The organism is Legionella saoudiensis (genome assembly GCF_001465875.1).
GTDB classification, from domain to species: Bacteria; Pseudomonadota; Gammaproteobacteria; order Legionellales; family Legionellaceae; genus Legionella; species Legionella saoudiensis.
The window spans coordinates 1,472,223-1,491,716 of sequence record NZ_LN901324.1 but is presented as its reverse complement, the minus strand read 5'-3'; the positions used below and the strand labels follow the sequence as shown (position 1 = coordinate 1,491,716).

Sequence of the window (19,494 nt, the reverse complement as noted above, 5' to 3'; positions counted from 1 at the left end):
CTTTTGCCGGGCACGCCATCGTGAGTGACTTTTAATGCTCTTTAGACCATCTGCCTACATAAAATCTTCTAAAAATCATCTTAAAAAATTCTAGACAGTTCCCTTAATTCTTGGGATACTGCCATCGACCCTGGAACGGGTCATTTAGTCCAACAATTAGGAGAAATTTATGAAAGCACAAATATTTGCTGCTGCGTTATCATTATTAGCAGTAAACCTTTCCGCTCATGCGAATACGGCAAAGATTGCCAAACCTGAACAACAAACCCCTCTTGCTTCTAAAAAGATTGATCTCAATAAAGTTGATGTATCTGCTTTAATTGGTTCATTTAAAGGTATTGGCAAGAAACGAGCCGAGGCAATTATTGCCTATCGTACTAGCCACCAAGGTTTTAAATCGATTGAAGAGCTTGCGGAAGTTAAAGGTATAGGCCAGCGTTTTGTAACGGCAAATAAAGAAAAATTGAAAGAAATATTTATAATTAATTAGAACTTCGCTCTATGTCTTGGTTGCTGGGCTTAACAGCCCAGCTTACATGTTAAGTGGTGATGATTAAAACTTAAACAGTAAGCTATTTAAGTAGTTGATGCGGCAGAAAAACAAAACGCTGAAAATTGGATTGGACAAAAAATTTACTTTTTTATTTGAAATTGTTGCTCCAGAACAGTCGATCTTTACGCAAAATTAGTATAAAGTAGCGCAAAAAAAAGAATGGGATAGTGCTGCTTATGTTCAGGAAATTAAGGGGCGTGTTCTCCAATGATTTATCGATTGACTTGGGAACCGCTAACACATTGATTTATGTAAGGGATAAAGGAATTGTCCTTAACGAGCCCTCAGTTGTTGCGTTGCGAAATGAGTCAGGTCAAAAGCGCGTAGCGGCAGTAGGTCTAGAAGCCAAACGTATGCTTGGAAGAACTCCTGGCAACATTAACGCGATTAGACCGATGAAGGATGGGGTCATTGCTGACTTTTTCGTTACTGAAAAAATGCTACAGCATTTTATTCATAAAGTTCATGAAAATAAATTTTTGCGTCCAAGCCCACGTGTGCTGGTTTGCGTTCCTTGTGGTTCTACCCAAGTTGAGCGTCGTGCAATTCGTGAATCTGCCATGGGTGCTGGTGCTCGTGAAGTATTTTTGATTGAAGAACCAATGGCTGCTGCCTTAGGTTCGGGAATGCCAGTAGAAGATGCTAGTGGTTCGATGGTTGTCGATATCGGTGGTGGTACTACTGAAGTTGCGATCATTTCTTTAAGTGGTATCGTTTACCATCAATCAGTACGTATTGGTGGAGATAAATTTGATGATGCAATCGTATCTTACGTGCGTCGTAATTACGGTACACTTATTGGTGAAACGACCGCTGAGCGCATTAAGCATGAGATTGGCTCTGCATTCCCAAGCCGTGATTTGTTTGAAATCGAAGTACGTGGAAGAAATCTTGCAGAAGGTGTGCCTCGTAGTTTTGTTTTAACCAGCGCGGAAATCTTAGAAGCCTTACAAGAGCCTTTATCAGGAATCGTAGGTGCTGTAAGAGCTGCTTTAGAATTGGCTCCACCTGAATTAGCTGCTGATATCGCGGAGCGTGGTATGATCTTAACCGGAGGCGGAGCTTTATTGAAAAATATTGATCTCTTGTTGATGGAAGAAACTGGTCTACCCGTATTAATCGCTGAAGATCCGCTAACTTGCGTTGCGCGTGGTGGCGGTAAAGCTTTAGAAACCATGGACTTACGTGGCGGTGATTTCCTCTCAACAGAATAATAATCGAAACAGATTATTTAGCCGAGGCGGGCACAATCCAATAGGATTCGTGCTTGCTTTGCTTATTTCTGTTTTTTTAATGTTTTCTGACTACCACTATTGTTACTTAAATAGTGTTCGTAGTGGTTTTTCTTTAATTGTAGCCCCTTTGCAATATGCCGTTGATTACCCCGTACGTGTATTTGGCTGGATCCAGTCGTTAGTGGGTGCAAAAAAAGCCTTAATTGATGAAAATATGAGATTGCGCTATCAGCAAGCAATGTTAGAGGCTGAATTACAAAAGTTATTAGTTACACAAAAAGAAAACTCTCAACTTAAAGAATTATTACGCACTTCTTCTCAAGCGGATATGCGTGCGATGGCTGCGCAAATTCTGGCTGTTGATACCAGCAATTCGCGGCAAATTGTCGTATTAAACAAGGGCAAGCGTGATGGCGTTTATGTTGGTCAACCCATATTAGATGCTAAAGGGGTGATGGGACAGATCATTGATGTTGGCCCTTTAACCAGTACCGTATTATTAATTTCTGACTCTAAAAGTGCCGTTCCAGTGAGAAATAATCGAACAGGGGAGCGTGCCATTCTGGTTGGTACTAATGATATTGAAACCCTCTTTTTAATTAACTTACCGAAAACTTCATCCATTCATCCCGGTGATGTATTAGTTACCTCAGGTTTAGATAGACGATATCCTGAAGGCTATCCCGTTGGACTTGTAGAAGAAGTTAATAGCCTGCCTGGTGAGGACTTTGTAAAAGTTAAAGTAAGACCAGTGGCCCTTCTTAACCGTAATCGCTTGGTCTTGTTGATATGGCCAGACAACGGACAAGAGCAGTTAACCGCTCAAATTAATGAGCGTTTAAATGCCAAGGAGACTATGTAATGAAAAATCTTCGTTTACGCTTAGCCGTAGGGTTTATTATTGCATTGATTTTATCAATATTGCCTATGCCGGAATTGGTTACCGATTTTAGACCGCCTTGGGTTTTATTGCTGGTGCTGTATATTGAATATTTTCTACCAGGAAATTTTAATCAGGCTACTTTATTGTTTGTAGGGTTAATGCTGGATGTTTTATTGGCGACAGTGATTGGTGAACATTCGTTTGCTTTATTATTAGTAACGTGGCTTGCATCAAGTAAATCCAGACGGTTCCAATTTTTCTCCATGATGCAGCAAATCTTTTTAATAGGTTTTTTCTGTATGCTGTATCAAGCAATTATCGCACTGATTACGGCGCTGCTTGGTTTTAAATATAGCTTATTCATGCCTGTAGCCAGTGCATTTGTAGGTATGTTTTTGTGGCCCTGGATTCGTTTATTAGGTGAAGATACGCTCTTGCCACGTTTTGTCTATCGTTAAATGTAGCTAAGTGGCAATCAAAACTACACCCGAACAACCCTATACTCACCTGGATTTAACCCACCAAGCTCCCAATCCCAAATCCGATGTCGTACTAACCTCAACGTAGGAAAGCCAATAGCGGCAGTCATTCGCCGCACCTGATGATTTTTTCCTTCACATAAAACAATTTCCAGCCAACAGGTAGGAACACTTTTTCTAAACCGAATAGGGGGATTGCGAGGCCAAAGAGGTGGCTCTTCGATTAATCGGACCTCCGCAGGTAAAAAGCGCACATCTTTAAGGGCCAAGCCTTTTCTTAGAGGTTGCAATTGCTCCTCACTAGGAACTCCCTCAACCTGCACCCAATAATATTTCCTTTTATTAAACTTAGGATGCGTTAATCGATGTTGTAACGCACCGTCATTAGTTAACAATAACAAGCCTTCACTGTTTTTATCTAATCTTCCCGCAGCATACACATTAGGAATATCAATGAACTCTGCTAAAGTATGATCGTGTTCTTCGCCAGTAAATTGACAGACAACCCCATAAGGTTTGTTGAATAAAATAAGTTCAGGCATAAAATCGACCAAAGTTGAAAGGCCTTAATGGTAGAGGGATTGCTCTGCTTTGTGAAGTTAATCCTCGCGCGATTTGTATTTTTAGGGCAATTATTATACAATGGCCGCCAGTTTTTATATTAACGTGAACTGATCTATGCGATATTTTTTACTCGTTTCATTATTTTTCTCTCAATTTACCTATGCGATGAATCATATTGTGATGGTTGGTGATGAAAAGGTTGAGATTAAGCATACCGTTGGCCGAGGCAAAACCTTCATTCATGTCCACCACAATGAGCAAACAGCATTAAAAGCAGCTGAAGCAGTGGTTAAGAAAGAGGGCGGAAGTCTGATTACTTTAGTTCATTCGGGTGGACGTAACATAGTCTTTAATTTACATAATAAACGCTATGAGTTTGATCCTAATCGCATTTTTACTGATAATGGCATCAGGAAAACATTAACAACTCTTAGCCAATACAGCCCAGAAGCGCATCGAGAAGTAAAGAAATTAGCAAATAAAATAAAACAATTATTACCTAAAGGTAAGGTTGTAGCAGTACATAATAATGCATCGTACTCACTTAAAGATTATCTCCCAGGAAATTCACTGCAACATGATGCGCAAGCAATTCATATGTTGCCGCGAAATTACTACCGCAATTTTTATCTGGTAACCAAAATCAGTGATTTCTTACGTCTAAAGAGTAAGGGTTATAATGGGGTGTTACAAAAATCTACAGCAACAGATGATGGCTCACTATCTATTTATTTAGCCAAAAATGACTACATAAATGTAGAAGCAGGCTATGATCAATTAATAGAGCAGATTAAAATGTTGCAGCACGCATAAACTTCAAACACTAATACTAAGAATTAATGAAAGAGGGATACATTTTTTAGTGTTATCCCTACTAATTTCACATAAATGGACTTGGGATTCCAAGTTCTCGCGTGCTATCATTATTACCTCTAAAAATTTACGGAGTTGTCAATGACGTATGATAAAATCAAAGTGCCTGCACAAGGTGAAATGATTACGATTAACGCGGATCAGTCTCTTAATGTGCCGAACCATCCAATTATCCCTTTTATCGAAGGTGATGGTATTGGCGTAGACGTAACGCCTCCCATGATTAAAGTTGTTGACGCTGCGGTAGAAAAAGCCTACGGCTCTCAAAGAAAAATTTCCTGGATGGAAGTTTATGCCGGTGAAAAAGCAACTAAAGTTTATGGCGCTGATCAATGGTTACCCGAAGAAACCTTAGACGCCTTAAGAAAATACGTTGTTTCTATTAAAGGACCTTTAACTACTCCAGTTGGTGGGGGAATTCGTTCATTAAATGTGGCAATTCGCCAACAGTTGGACCTGTACACGTGCATGCGTCCTATTCGCTACTTTGATGGCGTACCAAGCCCTGTAAAAGAGCCTTGGAAAACCGATATGGTTATTTTCCGGGAAAACTCAGAAGATATTTATGCGGGTATTGAGTGGCAAGCTGATACCCCAGAAGCTAAGAAAGTAATTGAGTTTTTAAGAAAAGAAATGGGTGTTAAGAAAATCCGTTTTCCAGAACATTGCGGTATTGGTGTTAAGCCAGTTTCTAAAGAGGGTACAACCCGCTTAGTGAAGGCAGCCATTCAATATGCTATAGATAATGATCGTAAAGTGGTTACTTTTGTGCACAAAGGTAACATCATGAAGTTTACTGAGGGTGCCTTTAAAGATTGGGGCTACCAAGTGGCTCGTGATGTTTTTGGTGCTAAAGAATATCAAGGCGGTCCCTGGATGGAATTCACAAATCCTAAGACCGGCAATCAAATTATTATCAATGATGTAATTGCTGATGCTTTCTTGCAACAAATTCTTTTAAGACCAGAAGAGTACAGCGTTATTGCTACCTTGAATTTAAATGGCGATTATATTTCTGATGCTTTAGCCGCTCAGGTTGGTGGTATCGGTATTGCTCCAGGCGCTAACTTAAGTAACCAAATCGCAGTATTTGAAGCAACTCATGGAACTGCACCTAAATACGCAGGCCAAGATAAAGTGAATCCAGGTTCAATTATTCTTTCTGCTGAAATGATGTTACGTCATATGGGATGGAATGAGGCTGCAGATTTAATTATCAAGGGCACCGAAGGGGCAATTGAAGCGAAAACTGTGACTTATGATTTCCAACGCACAATGGAAGGAGCTACTTTAGTAAGTAGTTCTGGATTTGCGGATGCAATCATTCAGCACATGTGATTACATTATTAAATAATGTGACCCGTATTAGCTTAAACTAATACGGGTTTTTAGTCTCAATGAGGGATACCTAAATGAGGCTTTGAATTATGCTGAGTTTAATGCCGCAATCAGGAAATCCTTCGTCATAAACTGCTCAGGATGGCACGCATTTCTTTATAGGTAACGTTATTAACTGATTGTTACCGCGATACAAAATATAGGCCTGAGCTAGTACAAGCGAATAGGACAAAGGTTGTCCATTTTCATGGAAGCTATCTAACCAATATGTTTTTGATTATCCCAAAGGCCAATTTTTTCATTAAAATTAGCTGTTTTTACTGGCCAAATGCCTGTGGGGAGTCTATAAAAATAGTAAGAGGTTGTATGTTATGAGCGGGCAAAATATCGAGGAAATTGTAAGGCATAAGGTTGCTGAGCCAGAGTTAAGGACAGAAAATAAACTGCCAAGAAAGTACAAAGTAGTGTTGCTCAACGATGATTATACGCCGATGGATTTTGTTGTTGATGTACTGAAACATTTTTTTCATCTAAACGAGGAAACTGCAGTTCAGGTGATGTTACAGGTTCACATCCAAGGAAAGGGCGTGTGTGGTGTATTCACACGAGACATCGCAGAAACAAAAGTCGCTCTGGTAAATGAATATGCCAGAATGAATCAGCACCCATTGCTATCTAGCATGGAACCGGAATAATTTGTTGTGGGCTGAAGAGGAGCAACGACAATGTTAAATAAAGAACTTGAATTTACCTTGAATCTCGCCTTCAAGGAAGCAAAAGAGAAACGTCATGAATTTATGACCGTTGAGCACTTATTGTTGTCATTGCTTGATAATCCAGCTGCTGGAAATGTGTTACAGGCTTGTGATGCCAATATTGATGCATTACGACGTGACTTAATTGAATTCATTGATGAAACCACTCCCAGAATTCCCGACGATGAATTAGATCGAGAAACACAACCAACATTAGGGTTCCAGCGCGTATTGCAACGTGCAGTATTCCATGTACAGTCAGCAGGTAAAACCGAGGTAACTGGCGCAAATGTCCTCGCTGCTATTTTTAGTGAACAAGAAAGTCAAGCGGTATATTTCTTGCGCCGTGAAAATATTACACGTCTTGATGTGATTAACTACATTTCTCATGGCGTATCTAAGTACCAAAATAATGATATGCATGAGAGCATGAATTCATCAATGGATGAAGATATGGGCGCTGCAGAAGGTACTGAGTCTCCTCTAGAGAGCTATTGCACGAACCTTAACAAACGTGCAAAACAAGGTAAGATTGACCCCCTCATCGGACGTCATGAAGAAGTTCAACGTACAATACAAGTGCTTTGTCGTCGCAGAAAAAACAACCCATTACTGGTTGGAGAGGCTGGTGTCGGTAAAACCGCTATTGCTGAAGGTCTGGCTCGTCGCATAGTCGATGGTGAAATACCTGATGCTATTCGTGATTGCATTGTGTACTCACTGGATCTGGGAGCATTGCTCGCAGGTACTAAATACCGTGGGGACTTTGAGAAACGTTTGAAAGCCGTACTTAAACAATTAAGCCAACAAGAGGGTGCAGTTTTATTCATCGATGAAATTCATACGATTATTGGCGCAGGGGCTGCCTCAGGTGGCGTGATGGATGCGTCTAATCTAATTAAGCCTTTATTGGCAAATGGTGAATTAAAATGCATTGGTTCAACAACTTACCAAGAATATCGTGGTATTTTTGAAAAAGACCGTGCTTTGGCTCGCCGCTTCCAGAAAATAGATATTCCTGAGCCTTCAATTGATGAAACTTTTGAAATTTTAAAAGGCTTAAAAGGTCGCTTGGAAGAGCATCATGGCGTAAAATTCACGATTCCTGCGCTTAAAGCTGCGGCAGAGCTATCAGCTAAATACATTAACGATCGTTTCTTGCCTGATAAAGCAATTGACGTTGTGGATGAAGCAGGAGCTTATCAAAACTTACTCACAGCGAGTAAACGTAAAAAAATTATTAGCGTCACCGAAATTGAGAGTGTGGTTGCGAAAATTGCACGTATCCCAATTAAGAAAGTATCTGCACGTGATAAAGATACCTTACGTAATTTAGAGCGTGATTTAAAACTCTTAGTGTACGGACAAGATCAGGCAATTACTGCTTTATCTTCAGCAATTAAATTAGGACGCTCAGGCCTTAGAGAGCCGCAAAAACCAGTGGGATGCTTCTTATTTGCTGGCCCAACAGGTGTAGGTAAAACTGAGGTTACACGCCAATTGGCAAATGTTTTAGGCATTGAGTTGTTACGTTTTGATATGTCTGAATACATGGAAAAGCACACCGTCTCCCGCTTAATCGGAGCGCCTCCAGGATATGTGGGTTATGATCAAGGTGGCTTGTTAACTGAAGCAGTAACTAAAAATCCTCATGCAGTTTTACTGCTTGATGAAATAGAAAAAGCGCACCCTGATGTCTTTAATTTGTTACTACAAATTATGGATCATGGAACTTTAACTGATACCAATGGTCGTCAAGCCGATTTTAGACATGTAATTCTAGTCATGACGTCTAATGCAGGCGCCAGCGAGTTAGTGCGTAATTCCATCGGATTCGCAACTCAAGATAACAGTAACGATGGACTGGAAGTAATTAAAAAGCAATTTAGTCCTGAATTTAGAAACAGACTGGACGCCATTATTAACTTCGCGCCATTAGATTCTGTGACCATAGGTTTAGTTGTTGATAAATTTATTATGGAATTAGATGAGCAGCTAAGTCATAAAGGGGTTACCTTTGATGTAGACAAAGCAGCACGCGAATGGCTAATTGAGCATGGATATGACAAGGTAATGGGGGCAAGACCTATGGCTCGGTTGATTCAAGAAAATGTGAAGAAACCACTTGCTGATGAGCTATTGTTTGGTAAATTAATGCATGGCGGCCATGTGACATTAAAAGTTAAAGATGGTAAGTTACACTTTGATAGTCATGATCATAGAGAGGGCGTAGTTTAAATGGCGTTGACTGTAACTGTAATTGCTAAAAATGAAGAACGAAATATTAGGAGATGCCTGGAATCAGTACAGTTTGCTGATGAAATAATTGTTCTGGACTCAGGAAGCACGGATAATACCGTTGCAATCGCTAAAGAATATACAGAGCATGTTTATTCAACAGACTGGCCTGGTTACGGGGCCCAAAAGCAGAGGGCTTTAGAAAAAGCCACTGGTGATTGGGTCTTGAATCTTGATGCCGATGAGGCAGTAAGCGAGAAGTTGAAGCAGGAAATAATGCAGGCAATGGTATTAGATGAAGCGGATGCATACCGTGTCGCAATTCAAATGTACTTCTACGACCAACCCTTAAAATACTCTTCCAGTCCCAAACGACATGCGCGTTTATATAAACGTAAAGGCGCACATTTTAGTCCGGACATTGTCCATGAAAAAATTATTCTTCCGGAAGGGGCGCGGATTGGAAAGCTTAAAAATTGCATTATGCACCACTCATTTAAAGATGTGAGCCATGTGCTTTACAAAATGAACAGATATTCTTCCTATAGTGCAAAAACCTACATAGTAAAACAAAGAAAGGCAAGTTTCGCTAAAACCTTAGCTAGTACTTCATGGATGTTTTTTAGGTGCTATGTATTACAACGGGGTTTTTTGGATGGTAGAATTGGTTTTTTGTTTGCGGTGTTTAATGCTCAAGGTACCTTCTATCGAGGTATTAAGCAACTATACCAGGATAGTAACATCGAGCAATTACCTAACCTGACCACAGCTAATGAGGACTTAGTGTGAAACAATTCTTTTCGGAAGAAAAAAGCATTTTAATAGCGCCTATTTTTATTGTTTTATTTGTTTTATTTGTGCCTATCAGTTCCAGTTTAAAATCCATTATGGCGGGGCTTGGGCTGGCTGCATTGCTCTTGACGCCATACTATAGAAATCAAATACTGGGGGCTTACAATAGTTTATGGGGCTGGGCAGGTATAGCCTTGTTTGCTTACGTGGTTATTGGGTGCTTATGGTCTGAAGCACCATATCACTTACGTTATACCGTAGTAGATAAGTATTCCAAAGCGCTTTATTTACCCATATTGGCTGTAGGCTTTATCAATCCTAAAACCAGACGTTGGGCTTTTAATGCTTATTTTGCCTCAATGCTAATAACCTGTGTCATTTCCTACCTAAAGCATAAAAGTATCTTCGTCCTTAATAATCCAGAAGATACAGGCGAAGTATTCCATAACCATATCGCTACAGGATTTATGGTTGCTTTAGCGGTTTATTTTGCAGCGATTATCGCTTTAGAACCTAAAATCAATAAATGGCAACGTATATATTGTTGGTTAATGATAGCGGTGGGAAGCTACCAAATATTTTTCCTCAATACGGGAAGAACTGGTTATTTTATCTATTCTTTCTTAATGGTCTTTTTAATTGTACAAAAGTTTTCTTTAAAGAAAGCTGCTTTAGGCGTGTGCTTACTCGCCGCATCTATTGGATTGGTTTATTTGGCAAGCCCATTAATGCAATTACGTACGAGTATACTTATTAGTGATATTAAGTTTTTGAAAAAGCATGAAGAAAACACTTCGCTAGGTTTTAGAATGCAATTTCACAAATATGCACGCTCTTTATTTGAGGAACATCCAGTTTTTGGTATTGGCACAGGTTACTTTAAATATAGTTTCCACCGCGATAAGCCCGTTTCAGGTTGGGAAGAGAAACTTAATGAGCCGCATAGTCAATATTGGTTGGTTTTAGTTGAGGGTGGCGTTGTAGGGCTCATGTTCTACCTAACATTCATAGGCTCTTTAATTGTTCTGGCCTTTAAGTTAAGTAAAACAGCACGGCTCATCATGCTTGGCCCGCTGATTGCAGTATGCTTCGGTTCTTTTTCAGATAGTATCTTTTGTTATTCACCAGTAGGAAGTATTCTAGTTGTAGTTTGTGCTATGGGATTTGCTGAGTTATTAGCGAAGAAAGAAGAGGCTAAAGCTTCTGTAAAAGAAAAAGTATATACCTCACCTCATTCTGCCGAATTAGCAGTTTAAACGATACCAAAGTTTGGTTAAATGCAGGAGAAGAACCCTCTCCTGCGTTCGTGTAAGCGTTCACGAGACGAGATATGTAAATTTCGTCATTGCGGGTCATGGCGAAGCAACACAGAACGATGCTTCGTTAAGACTCAATACTGGGTTGCTTCACTTTGTTCGCAATGACAGCATTTTTTATTTAATTTTAATAGAATCCATACAGCGTGAACGCTTACATGTTCGCTATGGGGTTTTGTTCGAACTTCTTTCGCAAGCGAGGGCCTCTAAGTAAGTGCCCTTAGTTGCTTGCAAAGGATCTTTTATAGTTCTCAGAAATTAAAGCCTAAAAATCAACTAATGAAATCGGCCATAAATGGTGGAAATGATGCACTGGCCCATGGCCTTGGCCAGCGCTATTATCTTTAGCGGCTTTTATCGCCTGAAACAGGTAGTTTTTGGCTATGCCACATGCCTTTTGTAAGGGAATTCCTTGTGCTAAGCATGCGGTAATAGCTGCCGAAAGGGTACATCCGGTGCCATGGGTATTTTTAGAATTGATTCGCGAACCTTCAAACCAATGATATTCATTATCGTTGCTTAACAATAAATCATTCGAAGCGGAGGAGGTTAAATGACCTCCTTTAAGTAGCACATGTTGTGGCCCCAATGCTAATAATTTTTTTCCTACACAAATCATTTCTTCCGCGGATTGAGCGTTTACTTGGGTAAATGTATAAGCCTCCGGTAAATTTGGCGTAATTAGCGTGGCCAGGGGCATAAGCTCAGAAATTAGTGTATCAACTGCATCAGGCAATAAAAGCGGATCCCCACTTTTAGCAACAGTTACGGGATCGACGACTATGGGAATACCCTGAGCATGTTGTTTAAGGAAAGCGGCTACCAATTGGATAATATCACTATTGAACAACATACCAACTTTAATGGCATTGGGTTTAATATCATCAAAAATTGCATGAAGTTGTTCCTCAATTGCTTGCAGAGGAATTTCATAGCAATTTCTTACGCCACAGGTATTTTGTACTGGCAAGGCCGTAAGTACCGTCATTCCATAACAGCCAAAGGCAGAAAATGTTTTTAAATCTGCTTGAATGCCTGCACCACCAGAACCATCAAAACCTGCTATAGATAATGCTTTATACTGCATGTTAGCCCTTAAGCGCTTTATTAAAAAAATTCCATTCCGGCTGATACAAATTATCAATAAAAAACTGTTTAAATGAGCCTGGAGCCTGGGTCTGTTGATGGGTTTGCTGACCGCATAAGCCAAAGTACGCTGTACCATGAATTACAGCTTGAAAGGTATCAGGATCTGATGCGACAAAAGCACTAAGCACTGCTGCCATAGTACATCCCATGCCGGTTACCAGGGGCATTAGTTCAGAGCCAAAAGCGAGCATTTGTTCACGTTTTCCATCGGTAATAAAGTCTTCAGGACCACTAATAACGACAACTTTATTATAAGTCCGCGCTAGGGCACGAGCACTATCAATGGCTTTAAATACTGGATCAGCTGACTCAACGCCTTTTGTTAAACTATTTGCTCCAGTCAAAGAAATGATTTCACTGGCATTTCCTTTGATAACTTGAGCTAAGGGCAGAATTTCTAATGCTGCAGAGGTTCGAAGGGTACTGGCGCCTGCGCCTACGGGATCGAGAATTATTGGCTTATTTAAAAAGTTGGCAATTTTAGCGGCTAAAAGGGCATGCTTTACGAAGGCATCATTTAGCGTGCCGATATTAATGTAAAGGGCATGACTTAGGCTAACCAGTTCGTCGATTTCTTCAGGAGATTCAGACATTAATGGTGCTGCACCCAAGGCTAAAAGCGCATTAGCCATAAAGTCCATGGTGACATAATTGGTCAAACACAGAACTAATGGCTTTATTTGCCTTAATTCGCTAAGTGCTGATTGGATATTGTTGATCATATACAGCTCCTGGGAAATCTTAAAGCTACCAGGCCGCAATTCTATCCGCGGGCGTTTGTAGGGAACATTCTTCAGAAACAGAACCGTCATTGCAAACGACTAGACCATTAGGGGCTGTGAGTGAATTGACCACACCACCTTTCCATAGACAGCAACCACGTATCAATTGAAGATCCATTACCGCATGTGGCGTACAAAAGCAGGTAGAGTAAAAGCCATTATTGCAGACCATACGTCCAGCGGATGAGTCACAATAACTAATTCCTCCCATGCCACTACAACAAGCACTAGGGTTTTGTTTCGCAAATACGGGAGTAACCAGTAGACTTAATGTGCCTACGAGAAATAATCGTTTCAATGATAGCATCTTGATTTCTCTGATGATTTATTCTTCTTAGAATAACATAGACTTTAGAGCAAGTGTAGCCTGGTTTTATCAGGAAAATCATCCCTTTAAATGGGCAAATTTAGTGTATTTTGAGCAATAGTTGCATTTTTTTAAAATGAAACTAACATGGATATACCCCTCAAAAACTCCTGAACGTGCACATGTCCAATAAATTACTTAATTCAATGGGTTCCCAACATTTATGGGACACCACTTGGAGTTTGATTAAAGATTATTTTATTAATTCGGATGAAAAATTGCGAGCCTGGTTGTATTTATTGGCTATTGGTTTGTGCACTATTTCACTGGTTGGTTTGACGGCTGCCATGGCTTGGTTGTCAGCGGCCTTTTGGGAGGCATTAACCGCAAAGGTGCTGCTTCCTTTTCTTTTATCCATCGGGCAATTTGCGTTAATGGTAGGAATGTATGTCGGGGTCCACATTTTAAAAGATTATTTTATGGGGCGATTGTCTATTTATTGGCGCACCTGGCTTACAGAAAAATTAATTAATAAGTTGTTTACTAATGAAAATAATTATCTGGATTTGAAACGCTTTCCTTCCCAAGTTGATAATATTGCGCAACGCATCCAAGAAGATGTAAAAATTTTTGTGAAGTTAACCATTGAACTGGTAGGGGACTTTTTAAAATCAGTACTTAGTTTGGGGATGTTTGCCGGTACTTTATGGATAGTTGGTGGTTCTTTATCCGTGACTGTTTTAGGTCTACCTATTGTTATTCCGGGTTATTTATTCTGGACAGCCTTAGGAACGTCAATAGCTGCCACGCTTATTGCTAACTCCATCGCTAAATCAATGGCCGAAACCAATCATAATGCGGAAAAAGCGGAAGCTGATTTACGCCAGAATATCACTGAGGTGCAAAAGGAAGCTGAGAATATTGCCGAAGAACATGCCGAGCAGTACTACAGAAGATCTTTAAAAAATAAAATTCATGAAATCAACTTGCGTGCCAATCAAAAATTGGACATTGGTTTAAAATTGGATGCTTTTCAACATTTCTATTCTCAATTAGCGGAACTTTTACCAACACTTATTGCAGCTCCTTTGTATTTTGCAGGACTTATCGAGATAGGACAGTTGATACAGGTAGGCATGGCTTTTAACCAAGTCAATTCATCACTTAGCTGGTTTGTATGGGCTTACGATGAACTTGCAAAATACAAAACGAGCATCGAACGAATTACTGAATTACAAGCTTCTTTAGAAAAAGACGGCTTAAATGCACATCCTAAATTAATTATTAGAAATGAACACCGGAAAGACACCATTAAAGTGAAGCATTTAAATATTCGACATCCTCATGCCACCAGTACGGCACACATCATGTGCAATCTTAACTTAAAGTTAAAGCCAGAGGAGGATGTCTTAATCAAAGGAAAATCGGGCCTAGGTAAGAGCACATTTTTTAAAACGATTTCTGGTACTTGGGGTTATGGCACTGGAGTCATTTTACTTCCATCAAGAAAGCGATTGTATTTTTTACCGCAAACACCCACGTTAACGTATGACACATTAAAAGCAGTTTTAGCTTATCCTGATCCAGTAGAAACTTATTGTGAGGAGCAATATCTTATGGTTCTGAACAAGGTGGGAGGCATGCAGGATTATATTCCTAGGCTAAATGAAAAGTGCATCTGGGATGGGGAATTATCAGGAGGACAAAAACAACGAATTGCTTTTGCGCGTGCCATACTCAAAAAACCCGATTGGATTTTTTTAGACGAAGCAACGTCCGCTCTCGATGAGCAGAGCGAAGAACATCTTTATCGCGTGTTAAAGGAATTAACCGGAGCAACTTTAGTGAGTATTGCCCATCGACGTACAGTAGAGAAATATCATTCGCGCATTGTTTTATTCAGCGCGAAGGAAAATAGGGAAATAGAGGTGTGTGAGGAAGGGCCAAGTGTGATAAGGCATATTTAAGTGTTACCATAAGCTGGCTGTTCATGCCAATGGCGTCCCTAGGTCAACTAGATATGGGCATCAACATCTGTACGTAATTAGGGTAATTGGTAAATAAATAACTCGTAGCCAAACCTGCTAATAGACCAAAAAAGTGTGACTCCCAAGATACCCCTTTCTTCCCAGGGAAAATACCAAAGAAAATACCCGCAAAGTAATAAACACTGAGTAAGCCTAAAATAATGGTAGTTAGAGTACCGGTTTGATATAGATTAAGAACCAAAAAGCCCCAATAGCCCGTTATAACGCCGCTGGCACCAACATGCAGACCGGGTTTTGCAAAACACCATACTCCTATTCCTGTAAGTAAAGTAATGATCACAGTGACAGTTAGATAATAATAAAGACCATTAATTAAAATAAAATTACTTAATACAATTAGGGGGATGCAGTTAAAAAATAAATGATTAACGTTAAGATGCAAAAAGGGAGAAAAAATTATCCCGGGCAGGCCGGCAAGATGTCTTGGCTGAATGCCAAGTAGTAATAGGCGGCGATCAACGCGCGAAAAGAAAAAAATGATCCATAAAATAATTACGATAGTAGCTAATATGGAGCTATTCATTTTCGTTTGATTAATAATTAAATTAAGGCTATCAATTAATTCATCAAGCATGGTCTTGCTGTAATCCTCTAATATTTTTTATTTCACAGGAAAGGTTGCCCTGGGCTAAACGTACTTCAATGATATCGCCAACCTGAGTTTGCTCGGGGGAAAAAAGTACCTTATCTTTTAGTGTAGCAATTGCATAGCCTCTATCCAGTGTAGCTAAGGGACTCACTGCGTGCAAGGTAGACATTAAGCTGCGCATGCGAAGCTTAAGCTGGTTCAGTTTATTTTGCATCTGCTGGGTTAGCTGTTGCGTTTTTTGTTGTAATTGATTTTGGGCGTGTTGAATTTGTGTCTTCGGGTTATGTGTATTTAATTGATGAGTGCATAAATGCAACTGATGAGTCTTATGTCTGACGATTTGATTGATGCTAGAAATTAATTGCCGCTCTAAATAATCCGTGGTTTGCCAGTGGCTTGAGATTGCCTTTTGTGGAGAAGAAATTTTATCCATTAAATGCCGCAGCTTAACTTGGTTTTTGTGCATGTGGCGATGGATAGCTTCTTGTAAACGCAACATTGATTGATTTAGTGATCGTAACAGCTCAAGAGCGTCAGGGGTTACCGCAGTGGCCGCTGCAGTGGGGGTTTCTGCGCGATAATCGGCAACAAAATCAGCAATGGTAAAATCGGTTTCATGTCCTACTCCCGATATCAGAGGAATACTGCTTTGGGCAATTTGTCGCGCTAATTGCTCATCATTAAAAGCCCATAGATCTTCAATGCTTCCACCACCGCGCGCAAGAATGAGTACATCACAGCGTTTTTCCACATTGGCTCGTTGGATGGCTTTGATCAATTGCTGCGCTGCCCCAGCACCTTGAACCTCACTTGGATAAATAAATACATGTGCCAATGGATAGCGGCGAGCTAAAGTTGATAAAATATCACGGATTGCAGCACCGGTGGTTGAGGTAATCACGCCAATAGTTTGCGGCATTTTGGGAAGTGCTTTTTTCTTATCAGGATGAAAAAGTCCCTCATTGGCGAGTTTATTTTTTAATTCTTCGAAACGCTGATACAGAGCTCCAAGACCTGCTTCTGTGATTTGGTCAACGATTAATTGATAATCTCCTCGGGCCTCATAAAGGCTTAAGCGACCACTGGCAACCAGATGCTGACCATCACAGAGTTTAGTGGCGACGGAGTTAATGTGGCGATTTTTAAAAAATACACAACGGATCTGAGCGCCACTGTCTTTTAGTGTAAAGTAAAAATGCCCTGATGCAGGCTTACTTAAATTGGAAATTTCCCCTTCCACATGAACAATTCCCAGCTCATTTTCAAGGTAGCTTTTTACCTGTCTATTGAGCTGACTGACAGTAAGTACTGAAACCTGTGTTTCCATAAAAAATTGTTCACAATCAAAGAGAGAACGCATATCTTAACAAACTATTATTTGCTTCCCAAATAGAATTACTCGTTTAATGTCTAAGCCCCTACAGATGCGGGTTAATACCCTCCTAATATTGGCTTTCGCCGGCATATACGTTATCATCAATGGATTCGCTAAAACCTAAATAAAAATAAAAAATGAACAGTAGCAAAACTAATTTCTTCAAAGCATCTTTTTGCCTGTTTGCCGCATTCTCGGTGGCAAGCTGTGTTGATTTGTCCGGGGCTAAGTATCATCCGACTAAGAAAAAGCATCCAGTACAAACTAATGTTACGGCAAAAAAAGTAGCGCATACCAAAAACGCGTACCGTGGCGAAGTTCATACCATGCTTGGAGGATTAGGGGTTTTTAGTACTGGTATGCAAGAGCTAAGCGACTCTGTAGAGGCGACTTATCATATTCCTGCTCCAAGCGGTATGTGGTATAACGCTGGTGCGGTCTCCCGTACTCTTATCAGTAATTACTACAAACATAAAAACCCCAAGCCAATTATACTTGTTGGACATTCGTTAGGGGCGAATGAACAAATCAAGGTGGCGCGTAATTTAAATAAAGCAGGAGTTCCTGTTGATCTGCTCGTTACAGTTGACGCAGTGTCTCAAACCGTTGTGCCTCCTAATGTGAAGCATGCAATGAACTTTTACAAAGCGGGCTATGTACCTATGTTTAGTGGTTTAAAACTTCGAGCTGTTGATCCTGCTAAAACTCAAATTGATAATATTGATGTTACAAAAATCAAAGGGGTAAATGTTAATCATTTCACAATTGATAAGCATCCCGTGGTACAAGCAATGATAATGGAAGAAGTTAAAAAGGTAACAAGTAATGCAAATAGAGCAAAAGCCTAAGGGTATTTGTCAGCCGCGTGTCTGTGTCATTGGCGCAGGCCCTAGTGGGCTTGCCGCAATTAAAAACTTACAAGAACAAGGTGTTACCCAGATCACTGTCTTTGAAAAAAATAATCAGATAGGTGGTAACTGGGTTTATGACGAACATAATGATCATTCCAGTGTGTATGAAACGACACACATTATTAGTTCAAAGCGTTGGTCCCAATTTGAAGACTTCCCAATGCCTGCATCCTATCCTGATTATCCTTCGCATAGACAGGTTTTGGCTTATTTTCAAAATTATGCAAGTCACTTTGATTTAGAGAAATACATTCAGTTCAATACGACTGTATTAAAGGTCGAACAAAATAGCCAAAAACAATGGCAAGTAACCTACCAAAATGAGCTAGGAACCCATGAAGATATTTTCGATTATCTGTTAGTCGCGAATGGGCACCATTGGGATCCGTTCATGCCTGAATACCCAGGGCATTTTGATGGTGAGCTCATTCATTCGCATCAATATAAGAAAGCTTCTGTCTTTGCTGGGAAACGTGTTTTGGTTGTTGGCGGTGGAAATTCTGCTTGTGATGTTGCGGTAGAAATATCACGGGTATCTCCGGAAACTTATATTAGCATGCGACGTGGTTACAATATTTTTCCAAAATTTGTTTTTGGTAAACCTACGGATGACGCTGTCGCAAAAACTCGATGGATGCCCGCAGGAATGCGCCAGAAGCTCTTTAAGCTTGTGATTCGCATATTACAAGGACGCTATGCCAAGTATAAATTATTGAATCCTGATTGCGGGCCTTTGGAAATTCATCCCACAATTAATTCTGAATTATTATATTTTATTCGTCATGGAAAGGTACGTCCGCAGCCTGGTATTACTCATTTCGAAGGTAAGAAGGTTCATTTTACTAATGGTGAGCAACTTGAGTTTGATACGGTAATTTTTGCCACAGGCTATAAAATAAGCTTTCCTTTTTTTGATAAAAAATTAATTGATTTTAGTGGTTCCACAAAGGTGCCTTTGTATCGCAAAATGATGCATGCTGATTTAGATAACCTTTATTTTATTGGCCTATGCCAACCACAAGGCTGTATCTGGCCCCTAGCAGATCATCAATCAAAAATTGTTGCGCGGATCATTATGGGGACCTTGAAACGTCCTGAGCAATTACATCAAAAAATTGATCAAGAAATGAATAAGCCTCATTACCGATTTAAGTCACATATGCGTCATGCCTTAGAGGTAGACTACCATATGTTTCGCCGTGAGCTGCTAGAAATGTTAGGATAATGCAAGCAACTAATGGCACTTACTTAAAACTTTTGAGGGGCGCGTCGTCCTTCGTCGTGAACTCCTCAGGAGGACGTGCTTT

At 40.1% G+C, this 19,494-nt stretch carries 19 protein-coding genes; 13 read left to right on the top strand and 6 right to left on the bottom strand.

The window, feature by feature from the left end:
- The first annotated feature begins 169 nt into the window (after nt 1-169).
- From BN3124_RS15430 to mreD, 4 genes are all read left to right on the top strand, one after another.
- The gene (locus BN3124_RS15430; protein ID WP_058535651.1) at nt 170-490 is read left to right on the top strand and encodes a ComEA family DNA-binding protein; all 321 of its coding nucleotides are present in this window, start codon (nt 170-172) and stop codon (nt 488-490) included.
- A gap of 239 nt (nt 491-729) precedes the next feature.
- Nucleotides 730-1,767, top strand: a complete 1,038-nt coding sequence (locus BN3124_RS15425; RefSeq protein WP_058535650.1) for a rod shape-determining protein — start codon at nt 730-732, stop codon at nt 1,765-1,767.
- The gene (mreC, locus tag BN3124_RS15420) at nt 1,745-2,650 is read left to right on the top strand and encodes a rod shape-determining protein MreC (RefSeq protein ID WP_058535649.1); all 906 of its coding nucleotides are present in this window, start codon (nt 1,745-1,747) and stop codon (nt 2,648-2,650) included. Before BN3124_RS15425 ends, mreC begins: the two co-directional genes overlap by 23 nt.
- On the top strand, nt 2,650-3,129 hold the full coding sequence (gene mreD / locus BN3124_RS15415) for a rod shape-determining protein MreD (protein WP_058535648.1): 480 nt from the start codon (nt 2,650-2,652) through the stop codon (nt 3,127-3,129). The genes mreC and mreD overlap by 1 nt, the downstream gene beginning before the upstream one ends.
- A 23-nt stretch (nt 3,130-3,152) precedes the next feature.
- Here the strand turns inward: mreD and BN3124_RS15410 are convergent, their stop codons facing one another.
- On the bottom strand, nt 3,153-3,692 hold the full coding sequence (locus BN3124_RS15410; RefSeq protein WP_058535647.1) for a pseudouridine synthase: 540 nt from the start codon (nt 3,690-3,692) through the stop codon (nt 3,153-3,155).
- Between the two features lie 136 nt (nt 3,693-3,828).
- Here BN3124_RS15410 and BN3124_RS15405 point away from each other — a divergent pair, with 136 nt between their 5' ends.
- From BN3124_RS15405 to BN3124_RS15380, 6 genes are all read left to right on the top strand, one after another.
- Nucleotides 3,829-4,527, top strand: a complete 699-nt coding sequence (locus BN3124_RS15405) for an SAM-dependent methyltransferase (RefSeq protein WP_196398934.1) — start codon at nt 3,829-3,831, stop codon at nt 4,525-4,527.
- Between the two features lie 141 nt (nt 4,528-4,668).
- Complete coding sequence (icd, locus tag BN3124_RS15400) at nt 4,669-5,925, top strand: NADP-dependent isocitrate dehydrogenase (RefSeq protein ID WP_058535646.1); 1,257 nt, start codon at nt 4,669-4,671, stop codon at nt 5,923-5,925.
- A 371-nt stretch (nt 5,926-6,296) separates the two neighbouring features.
- Complete coding sequence (clpS, locus tag BN3124_RS15395) at nt 6,297-6,620, top strand: ATP-dependent Clp protease adapter ClpS (protein ID WP_058535645.1); 324 nt, start codon at nt 6,297-6,299, stop codon at nt 6,618-6,620.
- 30 nt (nt 6,621-6,650) lie between these two features.
- Nucleotides 6,651-8,918: an ATP-dependent Clp protease ATP-binding subunit ClpA gene (gene clpA / locus BN3124_RS15390; protein WP_058535644.1), complete on the top strand. Its 2,268-nt coding sequence runs from the start codon at nt 6,651-6,653 to the stop codon at nt 8,916-8,918.
- Nucleotides 8,919-9,707 carry a glycosyltransferase family 2 protein gene (locus BN3124_RS15385; RefSeq protein ID WP_058535643.1) on the top strand — a complete coding sequence of 263 codons (789 nt, stop codon included), beginning with the start codon at nt 8,919-8,921 and terminating at the stop codon, nt 9,705-9,707.
- Nucleotides 9,704-10,966 (top strand): O-antigen ligase family protein, encoded by a 1,263-nt coding sequence (locus tag BN3124_RS15380; RefSeq protein WP_058535642.1) that lies wholly within the window; start codon nt 9,704-9,706, stop codon nt 10,964-10,966. Before BN3124_RS15385 ends, BN3124_RS15380 begins: the two co-directional genes overlap by 4 nt.
- A 325-nt stretch (nt 10,967-11,291) precedes the next feature.
- On the opposite strand, the gene thiD is transcribed toward BN3124_RS15380, so the two are convergent.
- From thiD to BN3124_RS16900, 3 genes are read right to left on the bottom strand one after another with little or no spacing between them, the layout of a single operon-like run.
- The gene (gene thiD, locus BN3124_RS15375; RefSeq protein WP_058535641.1) at nt 11,292-12,113 is read right to left on the bottom strand and encodes a bifunctional hydroxymethylpyrimidine kinase/phosphomethylpyrimidine kinase; all 822 of its coding nucleotides are present in this window, start codon (nt 12,111-12,113) and stop codon (nt 11,292-11,294) included.
- 1 nt (nt 12,114) lies between these two features.
- Nucleotides 12,115-12,897 carry a hydroxyethylthiazole kinase gene (gene thiM, locus BN3124_RS15370; protein ID WP_058535640.1) on the bottom strand — a complete coding sequence of 261 codons (783 nt, stop codon included), beginning with the start codon at nt 12,895-12,897 and terminating at the stop codon, nt 12,115-12,117.
- A gap of 25 nt (nt 12,898-12,922) precedes the next feature.
- Nucleotides 12,923-13,264: a neurogenic locus notch gene (locus BN3124_RS16900; RefSeq protein WP_078061578.1), complete on the bottom strand. Its 342-nt coding sequence runs from the start codon at nt 13,262-13,264 to the stop codon at nt 12,923-12,925.
- Nucleotides 13,265-13,446: 182 nt separating this feature from the next.
- On the opposite strand from BN3124_RS16900, the gene BN3124_RS15365 reads away from it, so the two are divergent.
- Nucleotides 13,447-15,231, top strand: a complete 1,785-nt coding sequence (locus tag BN3124_RS15365; RefSeq protein ID WP_058535639.1) for an ABC transporter ATP-binding protein/permease — start codon at nt 13,447-13,449, stop codon at nt 15,229-15,231.
- 43 nt (nt 15,232-15,274) lie between these two features.
- Here BN3124_RS15365 and BN3124_RS15360 read toward each other — a convergent pair whose 3' ends face one another.
- Together BN3124_RS15360 and xseA are read right to left on the bottom strand one after the other, a co-directional pair.
- Nucleotides 15,275-15,886, bottom strand: a complete 612-nt coding sequence (locus BN3124_RS15360; protein ID WP_058535638.1) for a rhomboid family intramembrane serine protease — start codon at nt 15,884-15,886, stop codon at nt 15,275-15,277.
- Nucleotides 15,879-17,228 (bottom strand): exodeoxyribonuclease VII large subunit, encoded by a 1,350-nt coding sequence (gene xseA / locus BN3124_RS15355; protein WP_058535922.1) that lies wholly within the window; start codon nt 17,226-17,228, stop codon nt 15,879-15,881. Before xseA ends, BN3124_RS15360 begins: the two co-directional genes overlap by 8 nt.
- Nucleotides 17,229-17,413: 185 nt before the next feature.
- Here xseA and BN3124_RS15350 point away from each other — a divergent pair, with 185 nt between their 5' ends.
- Together BN3124_RS15350 and BN3124_RS15345 are read left to right on the top strand one after the other, a co-directional pair.
- Nucleotides 17,414-18,124 carry a hypothetical protein gene (locus BN3124_RS15350; RefSeq protein WP_058535637.1) on the top strand — a complete coding sequence of 237 codons (711 nt, stop codon included), beginning with the start codon at nt 17,414-17,416 and terminating at the stop codon, nt 18,122-18,124.
- On the top strand, nt 18,102-19,412 hold the full coding sequence (locus tag BN3124_RS15345) for a flavin-containing monooxygenase (RefSeq protein WP_058535636.1): 1,311 nt from the start codon (nt 18,102-18,104) through the stop codon (nt 19,410-19,412). Before BN3124_RS15350 ends, BN3124_RS15345 begins: the two co-directional genes overlap by 23 nt.
- Nucleotides 19,413-19,494 lie beyond the last annotated feature (82 nt).

Excerpts from the sequence above, each read along its gene's own strand:
- BN3124_RS15345 (WP_058535636.1), top strand. The coding sequence starts at position 18,102 with ATGCAAATAGAGCAAAAGCCTAAGGGTATTTGTCAGCCGCGTGTCTGT.
- clpS (WP_058535645.1), top strand. The coding sequence starts at position 6,297 with ATGAGCGGGCAAAATATCGAGGAAATTGTAAGGCATAAGGTTGCTGAG.
- BN3124_RS15350 (WP_058535637.1), top strand. The coding sequence starts at position 17,414 with ATGAACAGTAGCAAAACTAATTTCTTCAAAGCATCTTTTTGCCTGTTT.
- BN3124_RS15410 (WP_058535647.1), bottom strand. The coding sequence starts at position 3,692 with ATGCCTGAACTTATTTTATTCAACAAACCTTATGGGGTTGTCTGTCAA.
- thiM (WP_058535640.1), bottom strand. The coding sequence starts at position 12,897 with ATGATCAACAATATCCAATCAGCACTTAGCGAATTAAGGCAAATAAAG.
- thiD (WP_058535641.1), bottom strand. The coding sequence starts at position 12,113 with ATGCAGTATAAAGCATTATCTATAGCAGGTTTTGATGGTTCTGGTGGT.
- BN3124_RS15360 (WP_058535638.1), bottom strand. The coding sequence starts at position 15,886 with ATGCTTGATGAATTAATTGATAGCCTTAATTTAATTATTAATCAAACG.
- BN3124_RS15405 (WP_196398934.1), top strand. The coding sequence starts at position 3,829 with ATGCGATATTTTTTACTCGTTTCATTATTTTTCTCTCAATTTACCTAT.
- BN3124_RS15385 (WP_058535643.1), top strand. The coding sequence starts at position 8,919 with ATGGCGTTGACTGTAACTGTAATTGCTAAAAATGAAGAACGAAATATT.
- clpA (WP_058535644.1), top strand. The coding sequence starts at position 6,651 with ATGTTAAATAAAGAACTTGAATTTACCTTGAATCTCGCCTTCAAGGAA.
- mreD (WP_058535648.1), top strand. The coding sequence starts at position 2,650 with ATGAAAAATCTTCGTTTACGCTTAGCCGTAGGGTTTATTATTGCATTG.
- BN3124_RS15365 (WP_058535639.1), top strand. The coding sequence starts at position 13,447 with ATGTCCAATAAATTACTTAATTCAATGGGTTCCCAACATTTATGGGAC.
- BN3124_RS16900 (WP_078061578.1), bottom strand. The coding sequence starts at position 13,264 with ATGCTATCATTGAAACGATTATTTCTCGTAGGCACATTAAGTCTACTG.
- icd (WP_058535646.1), top strand. The coding sequence starts at position 4,669 with ATGACGTATGATAAAATCAAAGTGCCTGCACAAGGTGAAATGATTACG.
- BN3124_RS15430 (WP_058535651.1), top strand. The coding sequence starts at position 170 with ATGAAAGCACAAATATTTGCTGCTGCGTTATCATTATTAGCAGTAAAC.
- xseA (WP_058535922.1), bottom strand. The coding sequence starts at position 17,228 with ATGGAAACACAGGTTTCAGTACTTACTGTCAGTCAGCTCAATAGACAG.
- BN3124_RS15425 (WP_058535650.1), top strand. The coding sequence starts at position 730 with ATGTTCAGGAAATTAAGGGGCGTGTTCTCCAATGATTTATCGATTGAC.